This window comes from Vibrio ulleungensis (assembly GCF_016900875.1).
GTDB lineage: Bacteria > Pseudomonadota > Gammaproteobacteria > Enterobacterales > Vibrionaceae > Vibrio > Vibrio ulleungensis.
Window position 1 is genome coordinate 43,227 of record NZ_JAFEUM010000008.1, and the last position, 17,148, is coordinate 60,374.

At 45.2% G+C, this 17,148-nt stretch carries 18 protein-coding genes; 17 read left to right on the forward strand and 1 reads right to left on the reverse strand.

Annotated elements, in window-relative coordinates; all coding sequences use genetic code 11:
* Positions 1–20: 20 nt before the first annotated feature.
* The 10 genes from recJ to JQC93_RS17045 all read left to right on the forward strand — a co-directional run bounded on the left by recJ (position 21) and on the right by JQC93_RS17045 (position 9,059).
* A complete protein-coding gene (gene recJ, locus JQC93_RS17000; protein ID WP_205159574.1) occupies positions 21–1,760 on the forward strand; it encodes a single-stranded-DNA-specific exonuclease RecJ in 1,740 nt (579 codons plus the stop codon).
* A gap of 139 nt (positions 1,761–1,899) precedes the next feature.
* A protein-coding gene (prfB, locus tag JQC93_RS17005) for a peptide chain release factor 2 (RefSeq protein ID WP_205159575.1) occupies positions 1,900–2,998 on the forward strand; the annotation gives its coding sequence in 2 pieces (ribosomal slippage) (positions 1,900–1,974 and positions 1,976–2,998; 1,098 coding nt in all).
* 39 nt (positions 2,999–3,037) lie between these two features.
* Positions 3,038–4,570 carry a lysine--tRNA ligase gene (lysS, locus tag JQC93_RS17010; RefSeq protein ID WP_205159576.1) on the forward strand — a complete coding sequence of 511 codons (1,533 nt, stop codon included), beginning with the start codon at positions 3,038–3,040 and terminating at the stop codon, positions 4,568–4,570.
* 173 nt (positions 4,571–4,743) lie between these two features.
* Positions 4,744–5,100: a DUF3316 domain-containing protein gene (locus JQC93_RS17015; RefSeq protein ID WP_205159577.1), complete on the forward strand. Its 357-nt coding sequence runs from the start codon at positions 4,744–4,746 to the stop codon at positions 5,098–5,100.
* A 293-nt stretch (positions 5,101–5,393) separates the two neighbouring features.
* Positions 5,394–5,750, forward strand: a complete 357-nt coding sequence (locus JQC93_RS17020; RefSeq protein ID WP_205159578.1) for a DUF3316 domain-containing protein — start codon at positions 5,394–5,396, stop codon at positions 5,748–5,750.
* A 519-nt stretch (positions 5,751–6,269) separates the two neighbouring features.
* Positions 6,270–6,626, forward strand: coding sequence for a DUF3316 domain-containing protein (locus JQC93_RS17025; RefSeq protein ID WP_205159579.1), 357 nt, complete (start codon positions 6,270–6,272; stop codon positions 6,624–6,626).
* A gap of 67 nt (positions 6,627–6,693) precedes the next feature.
* Positions 6,694–6,969, forward strand: a complete 276-nt coding sequence (locus JQC93_RS17030; RefSeq protein WP_205159580.1) for a hypothetical protein — start codon at positions 6,694–6,696, stop codon at positions 6,967–6,969.
* A 559-nt stretch (positions 6,970–7,528) separates the two neighbouring features.
* The gene (locus JQC93_RS17035; protein WP_205159581.1) at positions 7,529–7,885 is read left to right on the forward strand and encodes a DUF3316 domain-containing protein; all 357 of its coding nucleotides are present in this window, start codon (positions 7,529–7,531) and stop codon (positions 7,883–7,885) included.
* A 244-nt stretch (positions 7,886–8,129) separates the two neighbouring features.
* A complete protein-coding gene (locus tag JQC93_RS17040) occupies positions 8,130–8,483 on the forward strand; it encodes a hypothetical protein (RefSeq protein ID WP_205159582.1) in 354 nt (117 codons plus the stop codon).
* A gap of 237 nt (positions 8,484–8,720) precedes the next feature.
* Positions 8,721–9,059: a DUF3316 domain-containing protein gene (locus JQC93_RS17045; protein WP_205159583.1), complete on the forward strand. Its 339-nt coding sequence runs from the start codon at positions 8,721–8,723 to the stop codon at positions 9,057–9,059.
* 60 nt (positions 9,060–9,119) lie between these two features.
* Here JQC93_RS17045 and JQC93_RS17050 read toward each other — a convergent pair whose 3' ends face one another.
* Positions 9,120–9,578, reverse strand: coding sequence for a CBS domain-containing protein (locus JQC93_RS17050; RefSeq protein WP_205159584.1), 459 nt, complete (start codon positions 9,576–9,578; stop codon positions 9,120–9,122).
* 212 nt (positions 9,579–9,790) lie between these two features.
* Here JQC93_RS17050 and queA point away from each other — a divergent pair, with 212 nt between their 5' ends.
* The 7 genes from queA to ispH all read left to right on the forward strand — a co-directional run bounded on the left by queA (position 9,791) and on the right by ispH (position 16,978).
* On the forward strand, positions 9,791–10,846 hold the full coding sequence (queA, locus tag JQC93_RS17055; RefSeq protein WP_205159661.1) for a tRNA preQ1(34) S-adenosylmethionine ribosyltransferase-isomerase QueA: 1,056 nt from the start codon (positions 9,791–9,793) through the stop codon (positions 10,844–10,846).
* 161 nt (positions 10,847–11,007) lie between these two features.
* A complete protein-coding gene (gene tgt / locus JQC93_RS17060; protein ID WP_205159585.1) occupies positions 11,008–12,138 on the forward strand; it encodes a tRNA guanosine(34) transglycosylase Tgt in 1,131 nt (376 codons plus the stop codon).
* Between the two features lie 122 nt (positions 12,139–12,260).
* Entirely contained in the window at positions 12,261–12,596 is a 336-nt protein-coding gene (yajC, locus tag JQC93_RS17065; protein ID WP_205159586.1) for a preprotein translocase subunit YajC, read from the forward strand.
* 21 nt (positions 12,597–12,617) lie between these two features.
* Positions 12,618–14,471: a protein translocase subunit SecD gene (secD, locus tag JQC93_RS17070; protein ID WP_205159587.1), complete on the forward strand. Its 1,854-nt coding sequence runs from the start codon at positions 12,618–12,620 to the stop codon at positions 14,469–14,471.
* A 9-nt stretch (positions 14,472–14,480) separates the two neighbouring features.
* Complete coding sequence (gene secF, locus JQC93_RS17075; RefSeq protein ID WP_205159588.1) at positions 14,481–15,428, forward strand: protein translocase subunit SecF; 948 nt, start codon at positions 14,481–14,483, stop codon at positions 15,426–15,428.
* Positions 15,429–15,505: 77 nt separating this feature from the next.
* Positions 15,506–15,940, forward strand: a complete 435-nt coding sequence (fkpB, locus tag JQC93_RS17080) for an FKBP-type peptidyl-prolyl cis-trans isomerase (protein ID WP_205159589.1) — start codon at positions 15,506–15,508, stop codon at positions 15,938–15,940.
* Between the two features lie 93 nt (positions 15,941–16,033).
* Positions 16,034–16,978, forward strand: a complete 945-nt coding sequence (gene ispH, locus JQC93_RS17085; protein ID WP_205159590.1) for a 4-hydroxy-3-methylbut-2-enyl diphosphate reductase — start codon at positions 16,034–16,036, stop codon at positions 16,976–16,978.
* The last annotated feature ends 170 nt before the right edge of the window (positions 16,979–17,148 follow it).

Consider the following 17,148-nt stretch of genomic DNA (forward strand, 5'->3'; position numbering starts at 1 on the left):
TAGCATCCGTTTTTTTGATCATGATTGAAATAAAACGTCGTCCTTTAACCGATATAGGTCAACTCCCTGACTCTATGTCCCCGTTATTGCGTCGTATATACGCAGCTCGTGGCATCGATTCTATGTCAATGCTTGAGCGTAGCGCCAAAGGGTTGTTTGCCCCTAAACAGTTGTTCGGCATTGAACGTGCAGCTTCATTGCTGTTTGATGCAGTAAAGCGGCAACAACGAATCATTATTGTGGGTGACTTTGATGCTGACGGTGCCACCAGTTCAGCACTTTCGGTGTTGGCACTTCGCATGCTTGGTATGTCCAACGTCGACTACTTAGTGCCGAATCGTTTTGAAGATGGTTATGGCCTGTCACCGGAAGTAGTGGATCAAGCGTTGGAGCTAAACGCTGAACTTATCATGACGGTCGACAACGGAGTGTCGTCACTATCGGGGGTGAAGTACGCCAAAGAGAAAGGGCTGGTGGTAGTGGTGACCGATCACCATTTGCCAGGCGCTGAACTTCCCATTGCAGATGCGATCGTTAACCCCAATCTCCACGAATGCGATTTTCCGTCGAAGGCGTTAGCCGGAGTGGGCGTCGCATTCTATTTGATGCTAGCGTTACGAGCACAAATGCGCACGAGCGGGTGGTTCCAAGCGCAAGGCATTGCTGAACCCAATCTGTCAGAACTGCTCGATTTGGTGGCGTTGGGTACGGTGGCCGACGTAGTTCCTTTAGATCAGAACAATCGTATTTTGGTTCATCAAGGTCTGCAGCGCATTCGGGCAGGTAAGGTTCGCCCCGGCATACAAGCGCTTATAGAAGTCGCAAAACGTAATCCTAGTCGATTAGTTGCCTCTGATTTCGGCTTCGCATTGGGGCCACGGATCAACGCCGCTGGACGTCTTGATGATATGTCGTTTGGGGTTGAGCTGCTCATGTGTAATAACATTCATGCGGCGCGTCGCATGGCCAGCGAACTGGACGGTCTCAACCATACTCGTCGAGAGATTGAAGAGGGCATGAAGCAAGAAGCGATGGCATTTTGTGAGCGATTGCAATTTGACGACAAGCAAGAAATGCCGTTTGGCTTAGCGCTGTTTCAAGCCGATTGGCATCAAGGTGTCATTGGCATTTTAGCCTCACGCATTAAAGATCAGTTCCATCGCCCCGTCATAGCTTTTGCAAGTGGTGGCGACGGGATCATCAAAGGGTCGTGCCGTTCGATTGTTGGGGTACATATGCGTGATCTCTTGGATCGTATCGATGTGCAAAACCCTGGTTTGATTTTGAAATTTGGCGGTCACGCAATGGCAGCAGGGCTGTCGATAAACGAAGTGGACTATGACCGTTTTTGCACCTTGTTTGACCAAGCGGTACGACAAGAGATCGACGAAGATGCGCTGCGAGGCGTGGTATTGTCCGACGGCGAACTGACGCCAGAAGAGTTTTCTATGCATACCGCCCACGACATTCGCTCTGGCGGGCCATGGGGACAAGCCTTTCCCGAGCCGATTTTCGATGGCGAATTTAAAGTACTCAACCAAAAATTGGTGGGAGAGAAGCATTTAAAACTCATCGTGGAGCCTATTTTTAAAGGTCACAACAGCAATGTCATGTTAGATGCCATTGCGTTTAATGTGGATCTTAGACGCTGGCCGGACGCGTCAGCGAAAAGTGTGCGCATGGCATATCGTCTTGACATCAATGAGTTTCGTGGCAATCAGTCGTTGCAACTGATGGTAGAAGTATTAGAAGCGCCTTAACCATTCATCACAATAAAGCGAATTTACCGGCCACTTCCTTGGGAGTGGCCGCTTTATAATCGTTCAAAAAATACCTGTATCTCGGTCACATTTTCAAGTAAAATCCGAGAGTTTTTCTACGCGTAAATAAATCAATTATATGTTTGAAATCAATCCGATTAAAAACCGTATCCAGGATGTGTCTGAACGCACAAATATCCTGAGGGGGTACCTTTGACTACGACGCCAAAAAAGAGCGTCTAGAAGAGGTTAATGCAGAATTAGAGCAGCCTGATGTCTGGAACGAGCCTGATCGTGCGCAGGCACTGGGTAAAGAACGTTCATCATTGGAAGCCGTAGTAGAAACCATCGACCAACTCGACCAAGGTGTTGAGGATGTTGAAGGGCTACTGGAGCTTGCGGTTGAAGAAGAAGATCAAGAGACCTTTGACGAAGTTGAAGCCGAATTGTGCGATTTGGAAGCCAAGCTAGAGAAGCTTGAGTTTCGTCGTATGTTTGCAGGCGATCACGACGGAAGCGACGCTTACATCGACTTGCAGTCGGGTTCTGGTGGCACCGAAGCTCAAGATTGGACCAATATGATGCTACGCATGTATTTGCGTTGGGCTGAGTCAAAGGGCTTTAAAGCGGAAGTGATTGAAGTCTCTGAAGGTGAAGTTGCGGGTCTTAAATCGGCCACGGTTCGCATCAGTGGCGAGTACGCGTATGGCTGGCTTCGCACCGAAACCGGCGTGCATCGTTTGGTTCGTAAGTCTCCGTTTGATTCTGGCGGTCGCCGTCATACGTCGTTCGCTTCTGCGTTTATCTACCCTGAGATTGATGACAACATCGATATCGACATTAACCCGTCCGATTTACGAATTGATGTATACCGAGCATCTGGTGCGGGTGGTCAGCATGTAAACACCACCGAGTCAGCTGTGCGTATTACTCACTTGCCTACTAATACAGTGGTGCAGTGTCAAAACGATCGCTCTCAGCACAAAAACAAAGACCAAGCGATGAAACAGCTTCGCGCAAAACTGTTTGAGCTGGAATTGCAAAAACAAAATGCAGAGAAGCAAGCCAACGAGGACGCGAAATCCGACATCGGTTGGGGCAGCCAGATCCGTTCATACGTGCTGGATGATTCACGCATTAAAGATTTACGCACTGGCGTTGAAAACCGCAATACCCAAGCGGTGCTTGACGGCGATTTAGACAAATTTATTGAAGCCAGCCTAAAATCAGGGCTGTAAGCTTTTTTTACCGACTTAACACAACAGGATAGATCGACAATGACTGATGCTGTTCAAAATGATCAAGCGGCACAACAAAGTGCTCAAGAAGAAAATAAACTGATTGCAGAGCGTCGCGCTAAGCTCGACGAAATCCGCAAAAACTGTAGCTCAAACGGCCACCCAAACGATTTTCGTCGTGACAGCCTAGCGGGAGATCTACAGCAGAAGTTTGGTGAAAAAAGCAAACAAGAACTTGAAGAGCTAAACCACGTGGTTGCGATTGCAGGTCGCATCATGGCAAAACGTGGTCCTTTCTTGGTGATCCAAGAAACATCGGGTCGCATTCAAGCTTACGCAGCAAAAGACGTTCAAAAAGAGCTAAAAGCGAAATACCAAGGTCTAGACATTGGTGACATCGTTGGCGTTAAAGGTGCTCTTCATAAATCAGGTAAAGGCGATCTTTACGTGAACATGGAAGAGTACGAGTTGCTAACGAAAGCACTTCGTCCGCTGCCAGAGAAATTCCACGGCCTTACTGACCAAGAGATGCGCTACCGCCAACGTTACGTTGACTTGATTGTAAACGAAGACTCTCGCTCTGCGTTTATCATTCGTTCTAAGCTGGTTTCTTCTATTCGTAGCTTTATGAGTTCAAAAGGCTACTTGGAAGTGGAAACTCCGATGATGCACGCGATCCCTGGCGGTGCAACGGCGCGTCCTTTTATTACCCATCATAATGCGCTCGATATCGATATGTATTTGCGCGTAGCTCCAGAGCTGTATTTGAAGCGTTTGGTTGTGGGTGGTTTTGATCGCGTATTTGAAATCAACCGTAACTTCCGTAACGAAGGTTTGTCACCTCGTCACAATCCAGAATTTACCATGATGGAGTTCTACCAAGCGTACTCAGACTACAAAGACTTGATGGATTTGACCGAAGAAATGCTTAGCACGGTTGCTATGGACGTTCTGGGTTCAACCTCAATGCCTTACGGTGATGAAACCGTTGAGTTCGGTGGAACCTATGCACGTTTGAGCATGTTTGAAGCGATCAAGCAGTACAATCCAGACCACGCGCAAATTCAAGCACTGACGGAAGCCGATCTACAAGACCGTGATTTGATGGTGTCGATTGCAAAATCTGTGCACGTAGATGTAGAAACGTTCTGGACTTGTGGCCAACTACTTGAAGAGATCTTTGGCGAAACCGCTGAGCCTAAGCTTATCCAGCCAACCTTTATTACTGGCTATCCGGCAGATATTTCACCATTGGCTCGTCGTAGTGATGACAATCCTTTCTTTACCGATCGTTTTGAATTCTTCATCGGCGGCCGTGAAGTTGCTAATGGGTTCTCTGAGCTTAACGATGCAGAAGACCAAGACGCTCGCTTTAAAGCGCAGGTTGAAGCGAAAGACGCTGGTGATGATGAAGCGATGTACTACGACGCCGATTACATTACGGCACTCGAGCACGGTCTTCCGCCAACAGCAGGACAAGGTATTGGTATCGACCGATTAGCGATGCTATTTACTAACACCCATACTATTCGTGACGTAATTTTGTTCCCAGCTATGCGTCCTCAGCAATAGCCTCTGTAACGAATAAAATGAACCGGCCTAGGAAACTAGGCCGGTTTTTTTGTCTTTTTTTTGGTCAAGAGTGATCTGTTGTTATAAGCCTTGCCGTAGAACTCTGTGAATCTAGCAAACAACATTTTGGTCTCGCAGCTTAGAGACTTATTTTTAAAAAGTAAGGAATCGTTATGAACAAATTAATCGCTCTATCAGCCGCTCTTCTCGTTAGTACTACTGCGTTTGCATCTGGCCAATATAAAGATGTGTCGACTAATCAATCTGCTCGCTTTATCACAGAAGGCGTGAGTAGCCAGGAAGAAGCGCAAGCATTAGCAAGTACGTTTGTCGATGAGTTGGACAGCAAAAGTAACATCGAGCTGAGCCAACAACTGCCAACACCACACCTTCGTATGGATAAGCGCAGTATGGAGGTGACAGATACTGAATTGAGCTTCATTACTGAAGAAGCAACAGATGGTAGCACCACCTATAGAGCAGTTGTCGATGTGGATTACACCTACAACTACCGTTCTGATAAGAGTTAATTGAACTTTTACAATACAACGCCTCGCTCATACGCGAGGCGTTTTCATTTCTAAGTTCCCGTAAAAAAAGCAAAAATATAGGCGATATTGAAAGGGCGCAGCACAAGAAGTGTCAATTTGTTAGCAGTTTCCGTAAAGATGTGTAAACGAAAAAGCCTTATAAGTAAGCCTGTGTAAACTCGCTCGCGTGATGCAGATCAAATTGTTACCTTTATTTCAACGCAGAGAGATGTCGCGATTAACACAGTTTATGACTCACCTTTTGAGTCACTCAAATTAAGTAAGGGATCGTTATGAAAAAAGTAATCACATTAGCAGCAGCACTACTTCTTAGCACATCAGCTCTGGCAGCCACCCAATTCAAAGATGTGTCGACTAACCAGACGGCGCGTTACTTAACTGACGCAGTGTCAACTCAAGCTGAAGCTGAAGCACTCGCCACAACTTTTGTTAGTGAGCTTGAAGAAAAAAGCAATTTTGAGCTTAGCCAGCAGTTGCCAACACCGCACCTTCGCATGGACAAACGAAGCATGGAAGTGACAGACACCGAACTGAGTGTTGTGACTGAAGAAGCCGAAGATGGCACGGTAAACTATCGCGCTGTAGTCGATGTAGATTACTCATATAAATATCGCTCTAGCAAAGGTTAATATTTCGCTAGCACTAAAAGCCCCGCACTTACGGGGCTTTTTTCATTTTGAGCCTGGTCATTTACCTATAAAGATTAAAGTTGGCGAGTAGGTCGCACGATTACGGCTTACCTAATACCGTTTGGGCGTTGAGCTGTCACAGCTGTTGATGCTCTCGGCGGAAATGAAGTCGATTATTTCACGATGTTTCTTAATAGCTAAAAATTTCTTAATTAATAAGTGATCCAATTAGGTTGTGCGCTACGTATTAATAGGTGCAAGCAGTCATGAGAACGAGGACATTGTGGTCTTTGGCTCTAAAGCATTGATGAAACAAGGCTCCATTGAGGTGCAAAGTGTCAATTTAAACGCTAGAAACGTAAAGAAACGTAAGCGAAATGAGCGGTTAAGTAAGCGAGTGTAAACTCACTGGTGTGACACAGATCAAATTGGTACTTTGTATTCAACGCAGCAAACAAGCATTAGCAAACACATTTTGTCTCCTTATTGAGAGACACTTTTTTAAAGTAAGGGATCGTTATGAAAAAAGTTATCACTCTAGCAGCAGCACTTCTTCTTAGTACGTCAGCATTCGCAGCAACACAATATAAAGATGTCACTACCAATCAGACCGCTCAATATGTAACTGATGCCGTGTCAACGCAAGCTGAAGCTGAATCTTTGGCGACAAACTTTGTCACTGAACTTGAAGCGAAAAACAGTCTAGAGCTTAGCCAACAGTTGCCAACTCCACATTTGCGTATGGACAAGCGTAGCATGGAAGTATCAGACACTGAGCTGAGTGTTGTTGCTGAAGAAGCTGAAGATGGTTCAGTGAGCTACCGCGCCGTGGTTGACGTAGATTACAACTACAGCTACCGCTCAGCAAAAAGCTAATCACTATCAGTGAATAACCGACGCTCTATAAGCCCCGATTGGGGCTTTAAATAGGTAAGGGGTAATTATGAACAAAGCAATCGTATTAGCCGCGCTATTGGTAAGCAGTTCAACCATGGCAGCAACCTCATTCACTAATGAGGTTTCCAATCAAAGTGATGATACTTTCCTCAACACTGTATCTTCACAGGAAATCTCTAGCACTCAAATCACTAACGCCACTACTCAACTGGATGAAAAAAAAGACTTGTCGTTTAGTCAACAACGTCCTACTCCAGAGCTACGTGGAGACACCGATGGGTTTGCGTCACTAGAAATTGAGTTTTCTTCCTTATCTGAGTAGTGCTTTAAGACCAAAAGCCCACTCTTAGCTTCAAAGCCTCGCGAAATGCGGGGCTTTTTTGTGCTCGTAGAAAAATATTGGGCTTGCTTGCGCCAAATATAGGTGCTTAAAAGTGATCAGCCCAAGAGCTGGCAATTAGCTGGCTATAGTATTGACATTGATTTTCTGGATCACGCACAGATGGAGTCAAATGGACGGCGATTCATAATGATTAAAGAAATAACCATAACGTGTTTAGTAAACCTTTTAACTTCTATTGTTCTGCCTAAGTGTTGCGCCATGGAAATCCTAATAACACCCCGTCGTTTTTTGGAAGCGGTGAGCTCTACACCGCGAGGGGCATTGTTAAGCCGCGAGGCGTCATTGAGGTGATAAGTGTCGATGTAAACCTGTAGCACGTAAAGAAACGTAAATAAAAACAGGCTAAAAGTAAGCAAATGTAAACCCGCTAGCGTGACGCAGATCAAATTGTTAATTTGTGTTCAACGCAGCAAGACAGCACTAACAAATTAAATTGTCTCACCATTTTAGAGACACACTATTTCAGTAAGGGATCGTTATGAAAAAAGTAATCACACTAGCAGCAGCACTTCTACTAAGCACTTCAGCGTTTGCAGCTACTCAATACAAAGATGTTACCACTCATCAAACGGCGCAGTATGTTACCGATGCAGTTTCTACTCACGCAGAAGCAGAAGAATTGGCAACCAACTTTGTCACTGAGCTAGACAGTAAAGACAACTTTGAACTAAGCCAGCAACTGCCTACTCCGCACTTACGTATGGATAAGCGCAGCATGGAAGTGACAGATACTGAGCTAAGCTTTGTAACAGAAGAAGCAGCTGATGGGTCAGTGAGCTATCGCGCAGTTGTCGATGTAGATTACAGTTACAACTACCGAGCTGATAAAAGCTAATTCGAACTCCATTAGAAAGGCCCCGCATTTGCGGGGCTTTTTTTGTTTATAGGTACGAACAAATTTCACGCTAAATTCATAAGCTAAAATGACTTATTACTCTATTCGTTGTGATCCGTGTCGCATTTGAGTGCGTACAAAGAATATAGATTCGAACCATGAGCGTTAAAGAGCTCTGCTTCGTTTAGTGCCATAAATCTTCGCTGGTTTATGGTCATTACCTGTTAAATTAGGTGGGTAGATTATGAAAGTACTAAGTTTAATCGTAGCAGGTTTAGCATTGAGCTCAACGCTCAGTTATGCCAGCAGTTTTAAAGATGCAACGACTCATCAACGTGCTCAGTTTGTGACTGATTCGGTGTCTTCTGAAGCTAAAGCAGAGGAATTAGCCAATAAATTTGTCGCTGAGATGTATGAAAAAGATAGCCTTGCCCTTAGCCAGAAACTTCCAACGCGTCACCGACGAGCAGATAAGCGAACTTTTGAAATTACCAGCACTAGTGTCCAATACAAAACTGATTTAAGTCATGGAGAGGTCCCGGCTGTGCAAGGTGTGATTGATGTTAAGTACACCTACACCTATCGCGCTAAGAAGTAGTTGTGTAAGAAGCAGAGTCAAGTGGGCTACTAAACTCGACACTCAGTGGTGGTAGCAGCAATTATTTCACGTGGTCATTCAGATGTGGATTAATGCTTTATTGAGTAATTAGTACTAAAGTTAACTCGATGGGTTAGCACGGTATCAATACTGAGGGATCGTTGCAGTGTTATCACCATTGTGAATGTGGCCATTAAATCAATGGCCGTTTATATGAATTTCAGAGGATGAAATGATATGAAAATAGCTATGATTTTGGCAGCCAGTTTGGTTGCTAGTACTTCTTCGTTCGCCAGTCTGCAATCGACCAGTTCGAGTGCAGACTTAACCACTCATACAGTGGCATCTCAAGCCAAAGCTAGGGCTCTAGCGGCTGAATATGTGGCGTCACTGAGCGCGATGAGTGGGGCTGAGTTGAGTAAAAAACTTCCGCATTACCACGGTGGAATCGACGTTGACTCCTTTTCGCTCACCAATACTAAGATTATTACCGTAATTGATCTTTCTAATGGTGGCGTGCCAGCCTACAAAGGCATGATCGATGTCGATTATACCTATCAATATGATGCTAAGTAGTCAGTCTACCTAGCATAGTGTTGGTTCGGGACTTAAACCCGATGACGCGAACATAGACCCTTAGAACTCATTGTCAGTCACTTCATCGATAATGGGTTCTACTTCTTCTTGGAGCTCTAAAAGATTAATCGCGATGGTAACAAAGTCTGAGTCTGTGATGATTCCGACCAGTTTTTTATGAGATACCACAGGTAAACAACCCACTTTGTGTTTTTGCATGTACGTTGCGCTTTCTCTTAATCCAGCTTGAGGGGCGACGGTCATTACGCTTTTACACATTGCTTCACCTAGAGGCGTGCTGAGTGTGTACTTATTCAAGGATTCGTCTTCGTGAAGACTGGACTCTTGAGCTGCGAGGATGTCTCGCTGAGTCACTAGACCTAATAATTCTCCTTCTGCAGTCACAACAGGTACGTGACGAATATCTTTCTCATGCATGAGCTGCTTTGCGTCGGCTAAAGAATTTGAACGCAGCAATGAATGAGGATTACGAGTCATGAGCTCTTCAATTTTGATCATCTCAACCTCCTAAATCACTTCCATCGACACTAAAACCAAACGTTTTAGTATTGGGAGATATTTCCACTATAGTGTTTTTAGCGCCAACAAGGTTGGAAACGGATCACAGTGATAAGAGTAAATTTGTCGTAATCGAACCACTCTTTGATGAACATCAAATTGAAAATGGGTATACTGCCCATCGCTTAATTAACCAACCAGATTTTAACACCATGCAAGTATCTGATTTTCATTTCGATCTCCCTGACGAGCTGATCGCTCGCTATCCGACCGCTGACCGTACAGCCAGTCGTTTACTGCACCTGCAAGGCAACAGTGGGCAATTGGATGATAAGCACTTCACCGACATTTTATCCCTTGTCAATGAAGGTGATTTATTGGTGTTCAACAACACACGTGTGATCCCAGCCAGACTGTTTGGTAAAAAAGCCAGTGGTGGGAAAATCGAGGTTTTGGTTGAGCGCATGTTGGATGAGCATTCGCTGCTAGCGCATGTTCGTTCCTCAAAATCACCAAAACCCGGCACATTGTTGTATCTCGGTGATGAAGAACAGTATGAAGCGGAAATGGTTCAGCGACATGGTGCGCTGTTCGAAATCCGGTTTACCTGTGATAAAGCGGTCCTGCAAATATTGAATGAGGTAGGGCACATGCCATTGCCCCCTTATATAGACCGTCCTGATGAAGACGCCGATAAAGAACGTTATCAAACGGTGTATAACAAGGTGCCTGGTGCAGTCGCTGCGCCTACAGCTGGCTTGCATTTTGACGATGAAATTTTAGAAAAAATCAACGCTAAAGGCGCCGAGTTTGCTTACGTTACATTGCATGTCGGTGCCGGGACATTTCAGCCGGTAAAAGTGGACAATATTAATGACCACCATATGCACGCTGAGTACGTTGAAGTCCCAGAAGATGTTGTGCAAGCCATCGCGCAAACGAAAGCGCGAGGTGGTCGAGTGATCGCTGTAGGAACCACTTCAGTGCGTTCACTAGAAAGTGCCGCACAGAGTGCATTAAAAAACGGTACTGAGTTGGTACCATACTTCGATGACACCGAAATCTTTATTTTTCCAGGTTATCAATTTCAAGTGGTGGATGCGTTATTGACGAACTTCCACCTACCAGAATCTACATTAATCATGTTGGTGAGTGCATTTGCGGGTTACGACCACGTACTGAACGCTTACCGACATGCTGTCGAACAACAATATCGCTTCTTCAGTTATGGCGATGCGATGTTTGTGGAAAAACAGCACAGCAACTAAGCTTTGCTCAATTATTCGAGTGCTAGCAGCATGCTAGAGAGTATCGCTACAACTTGGTTGTAGCACTTTTCGCAAGGAATGCGACCGCTCACGAACGAGGGTAGACCTTCGGTCTTCCCTTTGGTTAATCGTCAGACTGTTTCTCTGACATTGGAGGCTTCGTGAAGTTAAAATTTAATCTAAACAAAACCGATGGTAATGCGCGTCGTGGTCAATTGACCTTCGAACGTGGCACGGTTCAAACCCCCGCTTTTATGCCAGTGGGCACTTACGGCACTGTAAAAGGCATGACTCCTGAAGAAGTGAAAGGTACAGGTGCAGAAATCCTGCTCGGTAATACCTTCCACTTGTGGCTACGCCCTGGTCAAGAAGTGATGAAAATGCACGGTGACTTGCATGACTTTATGCACTGGCATGGTCCAATCTTAACGGATTCAGGCGGTTTTCAGGTCTTTAGCTTAGGCGATATTCGTAAGATCACTGAAGAAGGGGTGCACTTTAGAAACCCAGTCAATGGCGATAAAATCTTTATGGATGCCGAGAAATCGATGGAAATCCAGAAAGATCTTGGCTCTGATATCGTGATGATTTTTGATGAATGTACGCCGTACCCTGCGACCCATGATGAAGCGAAAAAGTCGATGGAGATGTCGTTGCGCTGGGCTCAGCGTTCGCGCGATCATTTTGACAAGCTTGAAAACCCTAACTCTCTATTTGGTATTGTGCAGGGTGGTGTCTACGAAGACTTACGCGACGTATCAGTAAAAGGCCTCACGGAAATTGGCTATGACGGTTACGCGGTTGGTGGTCTTGCTGTCGGTGAGCCTAAAGAAGACATGCACCGTATTTTGGAGCATACCTGTCCGCAATTGCCAGAAGACAAGCCTCGTTACTTGATGGGCGTGGGCAAGCCTGAAGATTTAGTGGAAGGTGTTCGCCGTGGTATCGACATGTTTGACTGTGTGATGCCAACGCGAAATGCTCGAAATGGTCACCTATTTGTCACAGGCGGAATCATTAAGATTCGTAACGCAAAACACAAAACAGATACGACTCCGCTAGACCCTGAGTGTGATTGCTACACCTGTAAAAATTACTCTAAAGCGTACCTGCATCATTTGGATCGTTGTAATGAAATTTTAGGTGCTCGACTAAATACTATCCACAATTTACGTTACTACCAGCGTGTGATGGAAAGTATTCGCAAAGCAATTGATGAAGATAGATTTGATGAATTTGTGAGCGAGTTTTACGCAAGACGCGATCGCGACGTGCCACCGCTTGGAAAGTAAGTGATCAAATTCACATTACGTTATTAAATAAAATTGAGGCGAAGCGGGCTAGACCTTGAAATCTGGTATGCTTGGCCTCACTTTTTAGTTTTCTACTTAAATATTATAAAAGGAACAACCCAATGAGTTTCTTCATTTCTAATGCTCACGCAGCAGCTGAAGGCGCACCAGCAGGTGGCGGTTTTGAAATGCTAATCATGCTTGGTATGTTTGGCCTGATTTTCTACTTCATGATTTTCCGTCCACAATCAAAGCGTGTGAAAGAGCACAAGAACCTAATCTCGTCTATCTCAAAAGGCGATGAGATCCTAACCTCGGGTGGCCTTGTGGGTAAAGTGACTAAGATTGCTGATGACAACGACTTCATCTCAATCGAGCTTAACCAAAACAATGAAATCATGATTAAAAAGGATTTCGTGTCTAACGTACTGCCTAAAGGTACGCTTAAGTCTCTATAAGAACAGCTAGAGGATCTTGCTGTGTTAAACAGATACCCACTATGGAAGTATATTATGGTGGCATTGATCATTATGATCGGTGCACTGTACGCGCTTCCAAATATCTACGGTGAAGATCCAGCGATACAAGTAACAGGGGCACGTGGTGCCTCTGTTGATTTGGCCACGTTGGATACCATTACCGAAGTACTTGAAAAAGAAAGCCTTGCTACCAAGTCCGTTGCCTTAGAAGACGGTTCTATTCTTGTTCGCTTCCTCGATACCGACACTCAAATTGCTGCAAGAGACGTGCTATCCAGCTCACTTGATTCTGATTTGATTGTGGCGCTTAACTTGGCGGCTGCAACCCCTACTTGGCTTGAGTCAATTGGTGCCAACCCAATGAAACTCGGTTTGGACTTACGTGGCGGTGTTCACTTCCTGATGGAAGTGGATATGGATGCGGCAATGTCTAAGTTAGTGGGTCAACAGGAAGAAGCATTTCGCAGTGAATTACGCGAAGACAAAATTCGCTATCGCGCGGTTCGTGCTCATTCTGACTCTGTGGAAGTGATTCTTCGCGATCAAGATCAGCTAGACCAAGCGGCAAGATTGTTGAAAACCAATCACCCAGATATGGTTTTCACCGAGCAAACTTCTGCCGGCAACTTTGTGTTAAAAGCTGAGTTCACGGAAGCGCGTTTACAAGAAGTGCGTAACTACGCTGTCGAACAGAACATCACTATCCTTCGTAATCGTGTTAACGAGCTTGGCGTTGCCGAACCATTGGTTCAGCGTCAGGGGACCAGCCGAATTGTGGTCGAGCTACCAGGTGTTCAAGACACGGCTCGTGCTAAAGAGATCTTGGGCGCTACCGCGACGCTTGAATTCCGCGAAGTGGATGACACAGCAGACCTTGTAGCCGCAGCCAATGGTCGTGTACCTGCGGGTAGTGAGATTAAGTATGATCGTGACGGTCGTCCAGCTGTATTGAAGAAACGCATTATTCTTGGCGGTTCGAGCATCACAGATGCAAGCTCAAGCACCGATGAATATGGACGCCCTCAGGTGAATATTTCATTGGACAGCGATGGCGGCAGTAAGATGTCTGCGTTCTCACGTCAAAACGTGGGCAAGCTAATGGCGACGGTCTTTGCAGAATACAAAGACAGTGGTAAGCGTACTGATGAAGGTAAAGTGATCTTGGATAAACACGAAGAAGTGATTAACCAAGCCACTATCCAAACCGCATTGGGTCGTAACTTCCGTATTACCGGCATCGATTCTGTTGCTGAAGCGCACAACTTAGCCTTGTTATTGCGTGCAGGTGCACTGATTGCCCCTATCTCCATTGTTGAAGAACGTACCATTGGTCCTTCAATGGGACAGCAAAACATCGATATGGGTATCCAAGCCTGCTTGTGGGGTATGCTTGCGGTTATGCTATTTACCGCGTTCTACTACCGTAAGTTTGGCCTAGTGGCAAACCTTGCCCTTGTCGTTAACCTAGTGTTGATTGTAGGTGTCATGTCTATGATCCCAGGTGCGACTATGACCCTACCGGGTATTGCAGGTATTGTACTGACCGTTGGTATGGCAGTGGATGCGAACGTACTGATCTTTGAGCGGATACGTGAAGAGCTTAGAGACGGTCGCAACCCGCAACAAGCTATTCACCAAGGTTATGCGAATGCGCTAAGTACCATTGCCGACGCAAACGTCACTACGTTGATCACTGCAACCATACTATTTGCAGTGGGCACAGGGGCAATTAAAGGTTTTGCCGTGACACTGTCAATCGGTATTCTAACCTCAATGTTTACAGCCATCATAGGCACCCGTTGTGTGGTGAACCTTATGTATGGTGGTAAGCGTATTGATAAGCTGTCGATCTAGGAGTTATTGATGTTTCAAATATTGAAACCAGACATGATGATCGACTTCATGCGTTGGTCAAAAGGTGCATTTGTATTATCGGTTGTGGTAATCGGTGCAGCGTTATTTTCCCTGTCTACCAATTGGCTAAATTGGGGCTTGGATTTCACAGGCGGTACGTTAATTGAAGTAGGCTTTGAACAGCCTGCTGATCTTGAGCAAATTCGTAGTTCGCTAGAAGCGAAAGGATTTGGTGATGCCACAGTGCAAAACTTTGGTTCTTCACGTGACGTTATGGTTCGCCTACGTCCTCGTGATGACGTTCAAGGTGAAGTGCTAGGTAACCAGATTCTCGATGCAATTAAAGAAGGTACTGGTGAGAGTGTAGAGATGCGCCGAATCGAGTTTGTTGGCCCTAACGTGGGTGACGAACTGGCTGAAGCAGGCGGCATGGCGATTATTGTATCGCTGATCTGTATCTTGCTGTACGTCTCTATGCGTTTTGAGTGGCGTCTTGCTGCAGGTGCTGTAATGGCATTGGCACACGATATTATTATCACTATCGGCGTGTTTTCGTTCTTGCAGATTGAAGTGGACCTAACCATCATTGCAGCCTTGTTGACGGTAGTGGGGTACTCACTCAACGATACCATTGTTGTGTTTGACCGTATTCGTGAAAACTTCCGTAAAATGCGTAAAGGTGAGCCTGCTGAAATCATTAATGGCTCAATCAGCCAGACATTAAGTCGTACCCTGATCACCTCAGCAACAACTTTGTTTGTTGTGATTGCACTCTTTACTCAAGGTGGTGCGAATATCCATGGATTTGCAACAGCGTTGCTGTTAGGTATTATTGTTGGTACCTATTCTTCGATTTACGTTGCTTCTGCGTTGGCCCTAAAACTGGGTATCAACAAAGAACACTTAATGCCACCACAAGTGGATAAAGAAGGCGCTGAATTTGACGAAATGCCGTAAATTCACATAAGTAATGGAATTATCAAGAGCGATCAGAGTTACCCTCTGATCGCTTTTTTACACAAAAGGATTCGAAAGTGACTCAAACCATTCAAGCAAACAGCGCCGTAACGCTGCATTTTGAAATTAAGTTAAAAGACGGCTCAGTTGCAGACAGTACTCACCAGATGGGAAAACCCGCTAAACTCATCATCGGTGACGGTAGTCTTAGTGATAACTTTGAATCCCATTTGTTGGGATTAACCGCAGGCGACAAGCGAGCGGTAGAACTTAGCGCAGAAGACGCGTTTGGTGCTCCTAATCCAGATAATATTCACCATTTAGAAAGAAGCCGTTTCAATAATGCTGATGAGCTCGAAGTTGGCGTCATCATGGCCTTTGCGGGTCCAGATGGCCAAGAGATACCAGGAATTGTTACTGAGCTTGTAGGCGACTCTGTCACCGTGGACTTTAATCACCCGCTCGCAGGACAAGACGTGATTTTCGATATCGAAATACTCGGTGTCGAATAATTTTTTAAGCCCTTTCGAGAGTTGAGCGTTCAATTTTGGCAAGGTACACTGTGCCTCCATTGCTAAGCTACTCGGTGTACTATGAGCCAAACCATGAAAATACTTTTAGCAAACCCACGCGGTTTCTGTGCAGGCGTAGATAGAGCCATCTCTATTGTTGAGAGAGCGCTCGAAATCTATCAGCCACCGATTTACGTTCGCCATGAGGTTGTTCATAACCGTTTTGTCGTTGAAGGACTTAAAGCCCGCGGTGCAGTATTTGTTGAAGAGCTCAATGAGGTCCCTGACGATAACATTGTGATCTTTTCGGCTCATGGTGTATCTCAAGCAGTGAGAGCCGAAGCAAGAGCGAGGCATTTAACGGTATTTGATGCGACATGTCCTTTAGTGACAAAAGTACATATGGAAGTGGCTCGCGCCAGCCGTAAAGACACTGAAGTGGTGCTGATTGGTCATGCTGGTCACCCAGAAGTCGAAGGGACAATGGGACAATATGCTAGTGAAACAGGTGGAATGTATCTTGTTGAGACACCAGAAGATGTCGAAAAGCTACAAATTATTGATCCGACTAATTTGCACTTTGTTAGCCAAACTACATTGTCGGTAGATGAAACCGCATCAGTAATCGAAAAATTGCGCAGTGTGTTCCCGCACATTCAAGGGCCTCGAAAAGACGATATTTGTTACGCCACGCAAAACCGTCAAGATGCGGTTCGCGTTTTGGCACCGCAAGTCGATGCAATGATTGTAGTCGGCTCGAAAAATTCGTCAAACTCAACTCGCCTCAAAGAGCTAGCAGAAAAATTAGGTACACCTGGCTACTTAACAGATTGCCCAGAAGACATCGAAACACATTGGCTAGATAATGTGAATGTTGTTGGAGTGACCGCAGGTGCGTCTGCACCAGAAGAGTTAGTCAATCAAATTCTGGCTCGGATTCAAGAGCTCGGCGCTACCGACGTTGAAGAAGTCCTTGGGCGTGAAGAAAATATGTTTTTCGAAGTTCCTAAAGAGCTAAAGGTAAAGCACGTCTCTTAATGTAAACACCTTTCTTAAGTATAAATAAGCAGTTTTGACTACCGGAAGTGGATAGTGAAAGCTGCTTTTTTATTCCCTAAAGTAAATCTGTGATCAATCTTGGCTATAATTGAAGCACATTTTTGGTGTGCTTTGTATGAAAAGTGAACGGCTTGTTTTCTTATAAATAT

Bases quoted from the DNA above. Each gene is read 5' to 3' on its own strand.
- recJ (WP_205159574.1), top strand. From the start codon at position 21: ATGATTGAAATAAAACGTCGTCCTTTAACCGATATAGGTCAACTCCCT.
- lysS (WP_205159576.1), top strand. From the start codon at position 3,038: ATGACTGATGCTGTTCAAAATGATCAAGCGGCACAACAAAGTGCTCAA.
- JQC93_RS17015 (WP_205159577.1), top strand. From the start codon at position 4,744: ATGAACAAATTAATCGCTCTATCAGCCGCTCTTCTCGTTAGTACTACT.
- JQC93_RS17020 (WP_205159578.1), top strand. From the start codon at position 5,394: ATGAAAAAAGTAATCACATTAGCAGCAGCACTACTTCTTAGCACATCA.
- JQC93_RS17025 (WP_205159579.1), top strand. From the start codon at position 6,270: ATGAAAAAAGTTATCACTCTAGCAGCAGCACTTCTTCTTAGTACGTCA.
- JQC93_RS17030 (WP_205159580.1), top strand. From the start codon at position 6,694: ATGAACAAAGCAATCGTATTAGCCGCGCTATTGGTAAGCAGTTCAACC.
- JQC93_RS17035 (WP_205159581.1), top strand. From the start codon at position 7,529: ATGAAAAAAGTAATCACACTAGCAGCAGCACTTCTACTAAGCACTTCA.
- JQC93_RS17040 (WP_205159582.1), top strand. From the start codon at position 8,130: ATGAAAGTACTAAGTTTAATCGTAGCAGGTTTAGCATTGAGCTCAACG.
- JQC93_RS17045 (WP_205159583.1), top strand. From the start codon at position 8,721: ATGAAAATAGCTATGATTTTGGCAGCCAGTTTGGTTGCTAGTACTTCT.
- JQC93_RS17050 (WP_205159584.1), bottom strand. From the start codon at position 9,578: ATGATCAAAATTGAAGAGCTCATGACTCGTAATCCTCATTCATTGCTG.
- queA (WP_205159661.1), top strand. From the start codon at position 9,791: ATGCAAGTATCTGATTTTCATTTCGATCTCCCTGACGAGCTGATCGCT.
- yajC (WP_205159586.1), top strand. From the start codon at position 12,261: ATGAGTTTCTTCATTTCTAATGCTCACGCAGCAGCTGAAGGCGCACCA.
- secF (WP_205159588.1), top strand. From the start codon at position 14,481: ATGTTTCAAATATTGAAACCAGACATGATGATCGACTTCATGCGTTGG.
- ispH (WP_205159590.1), top strand. From the start codon at position 16,034: ATGAAAATACTTTTAGCAAACCCACGCGGTTTCTGTGCAGGCGTAGAT.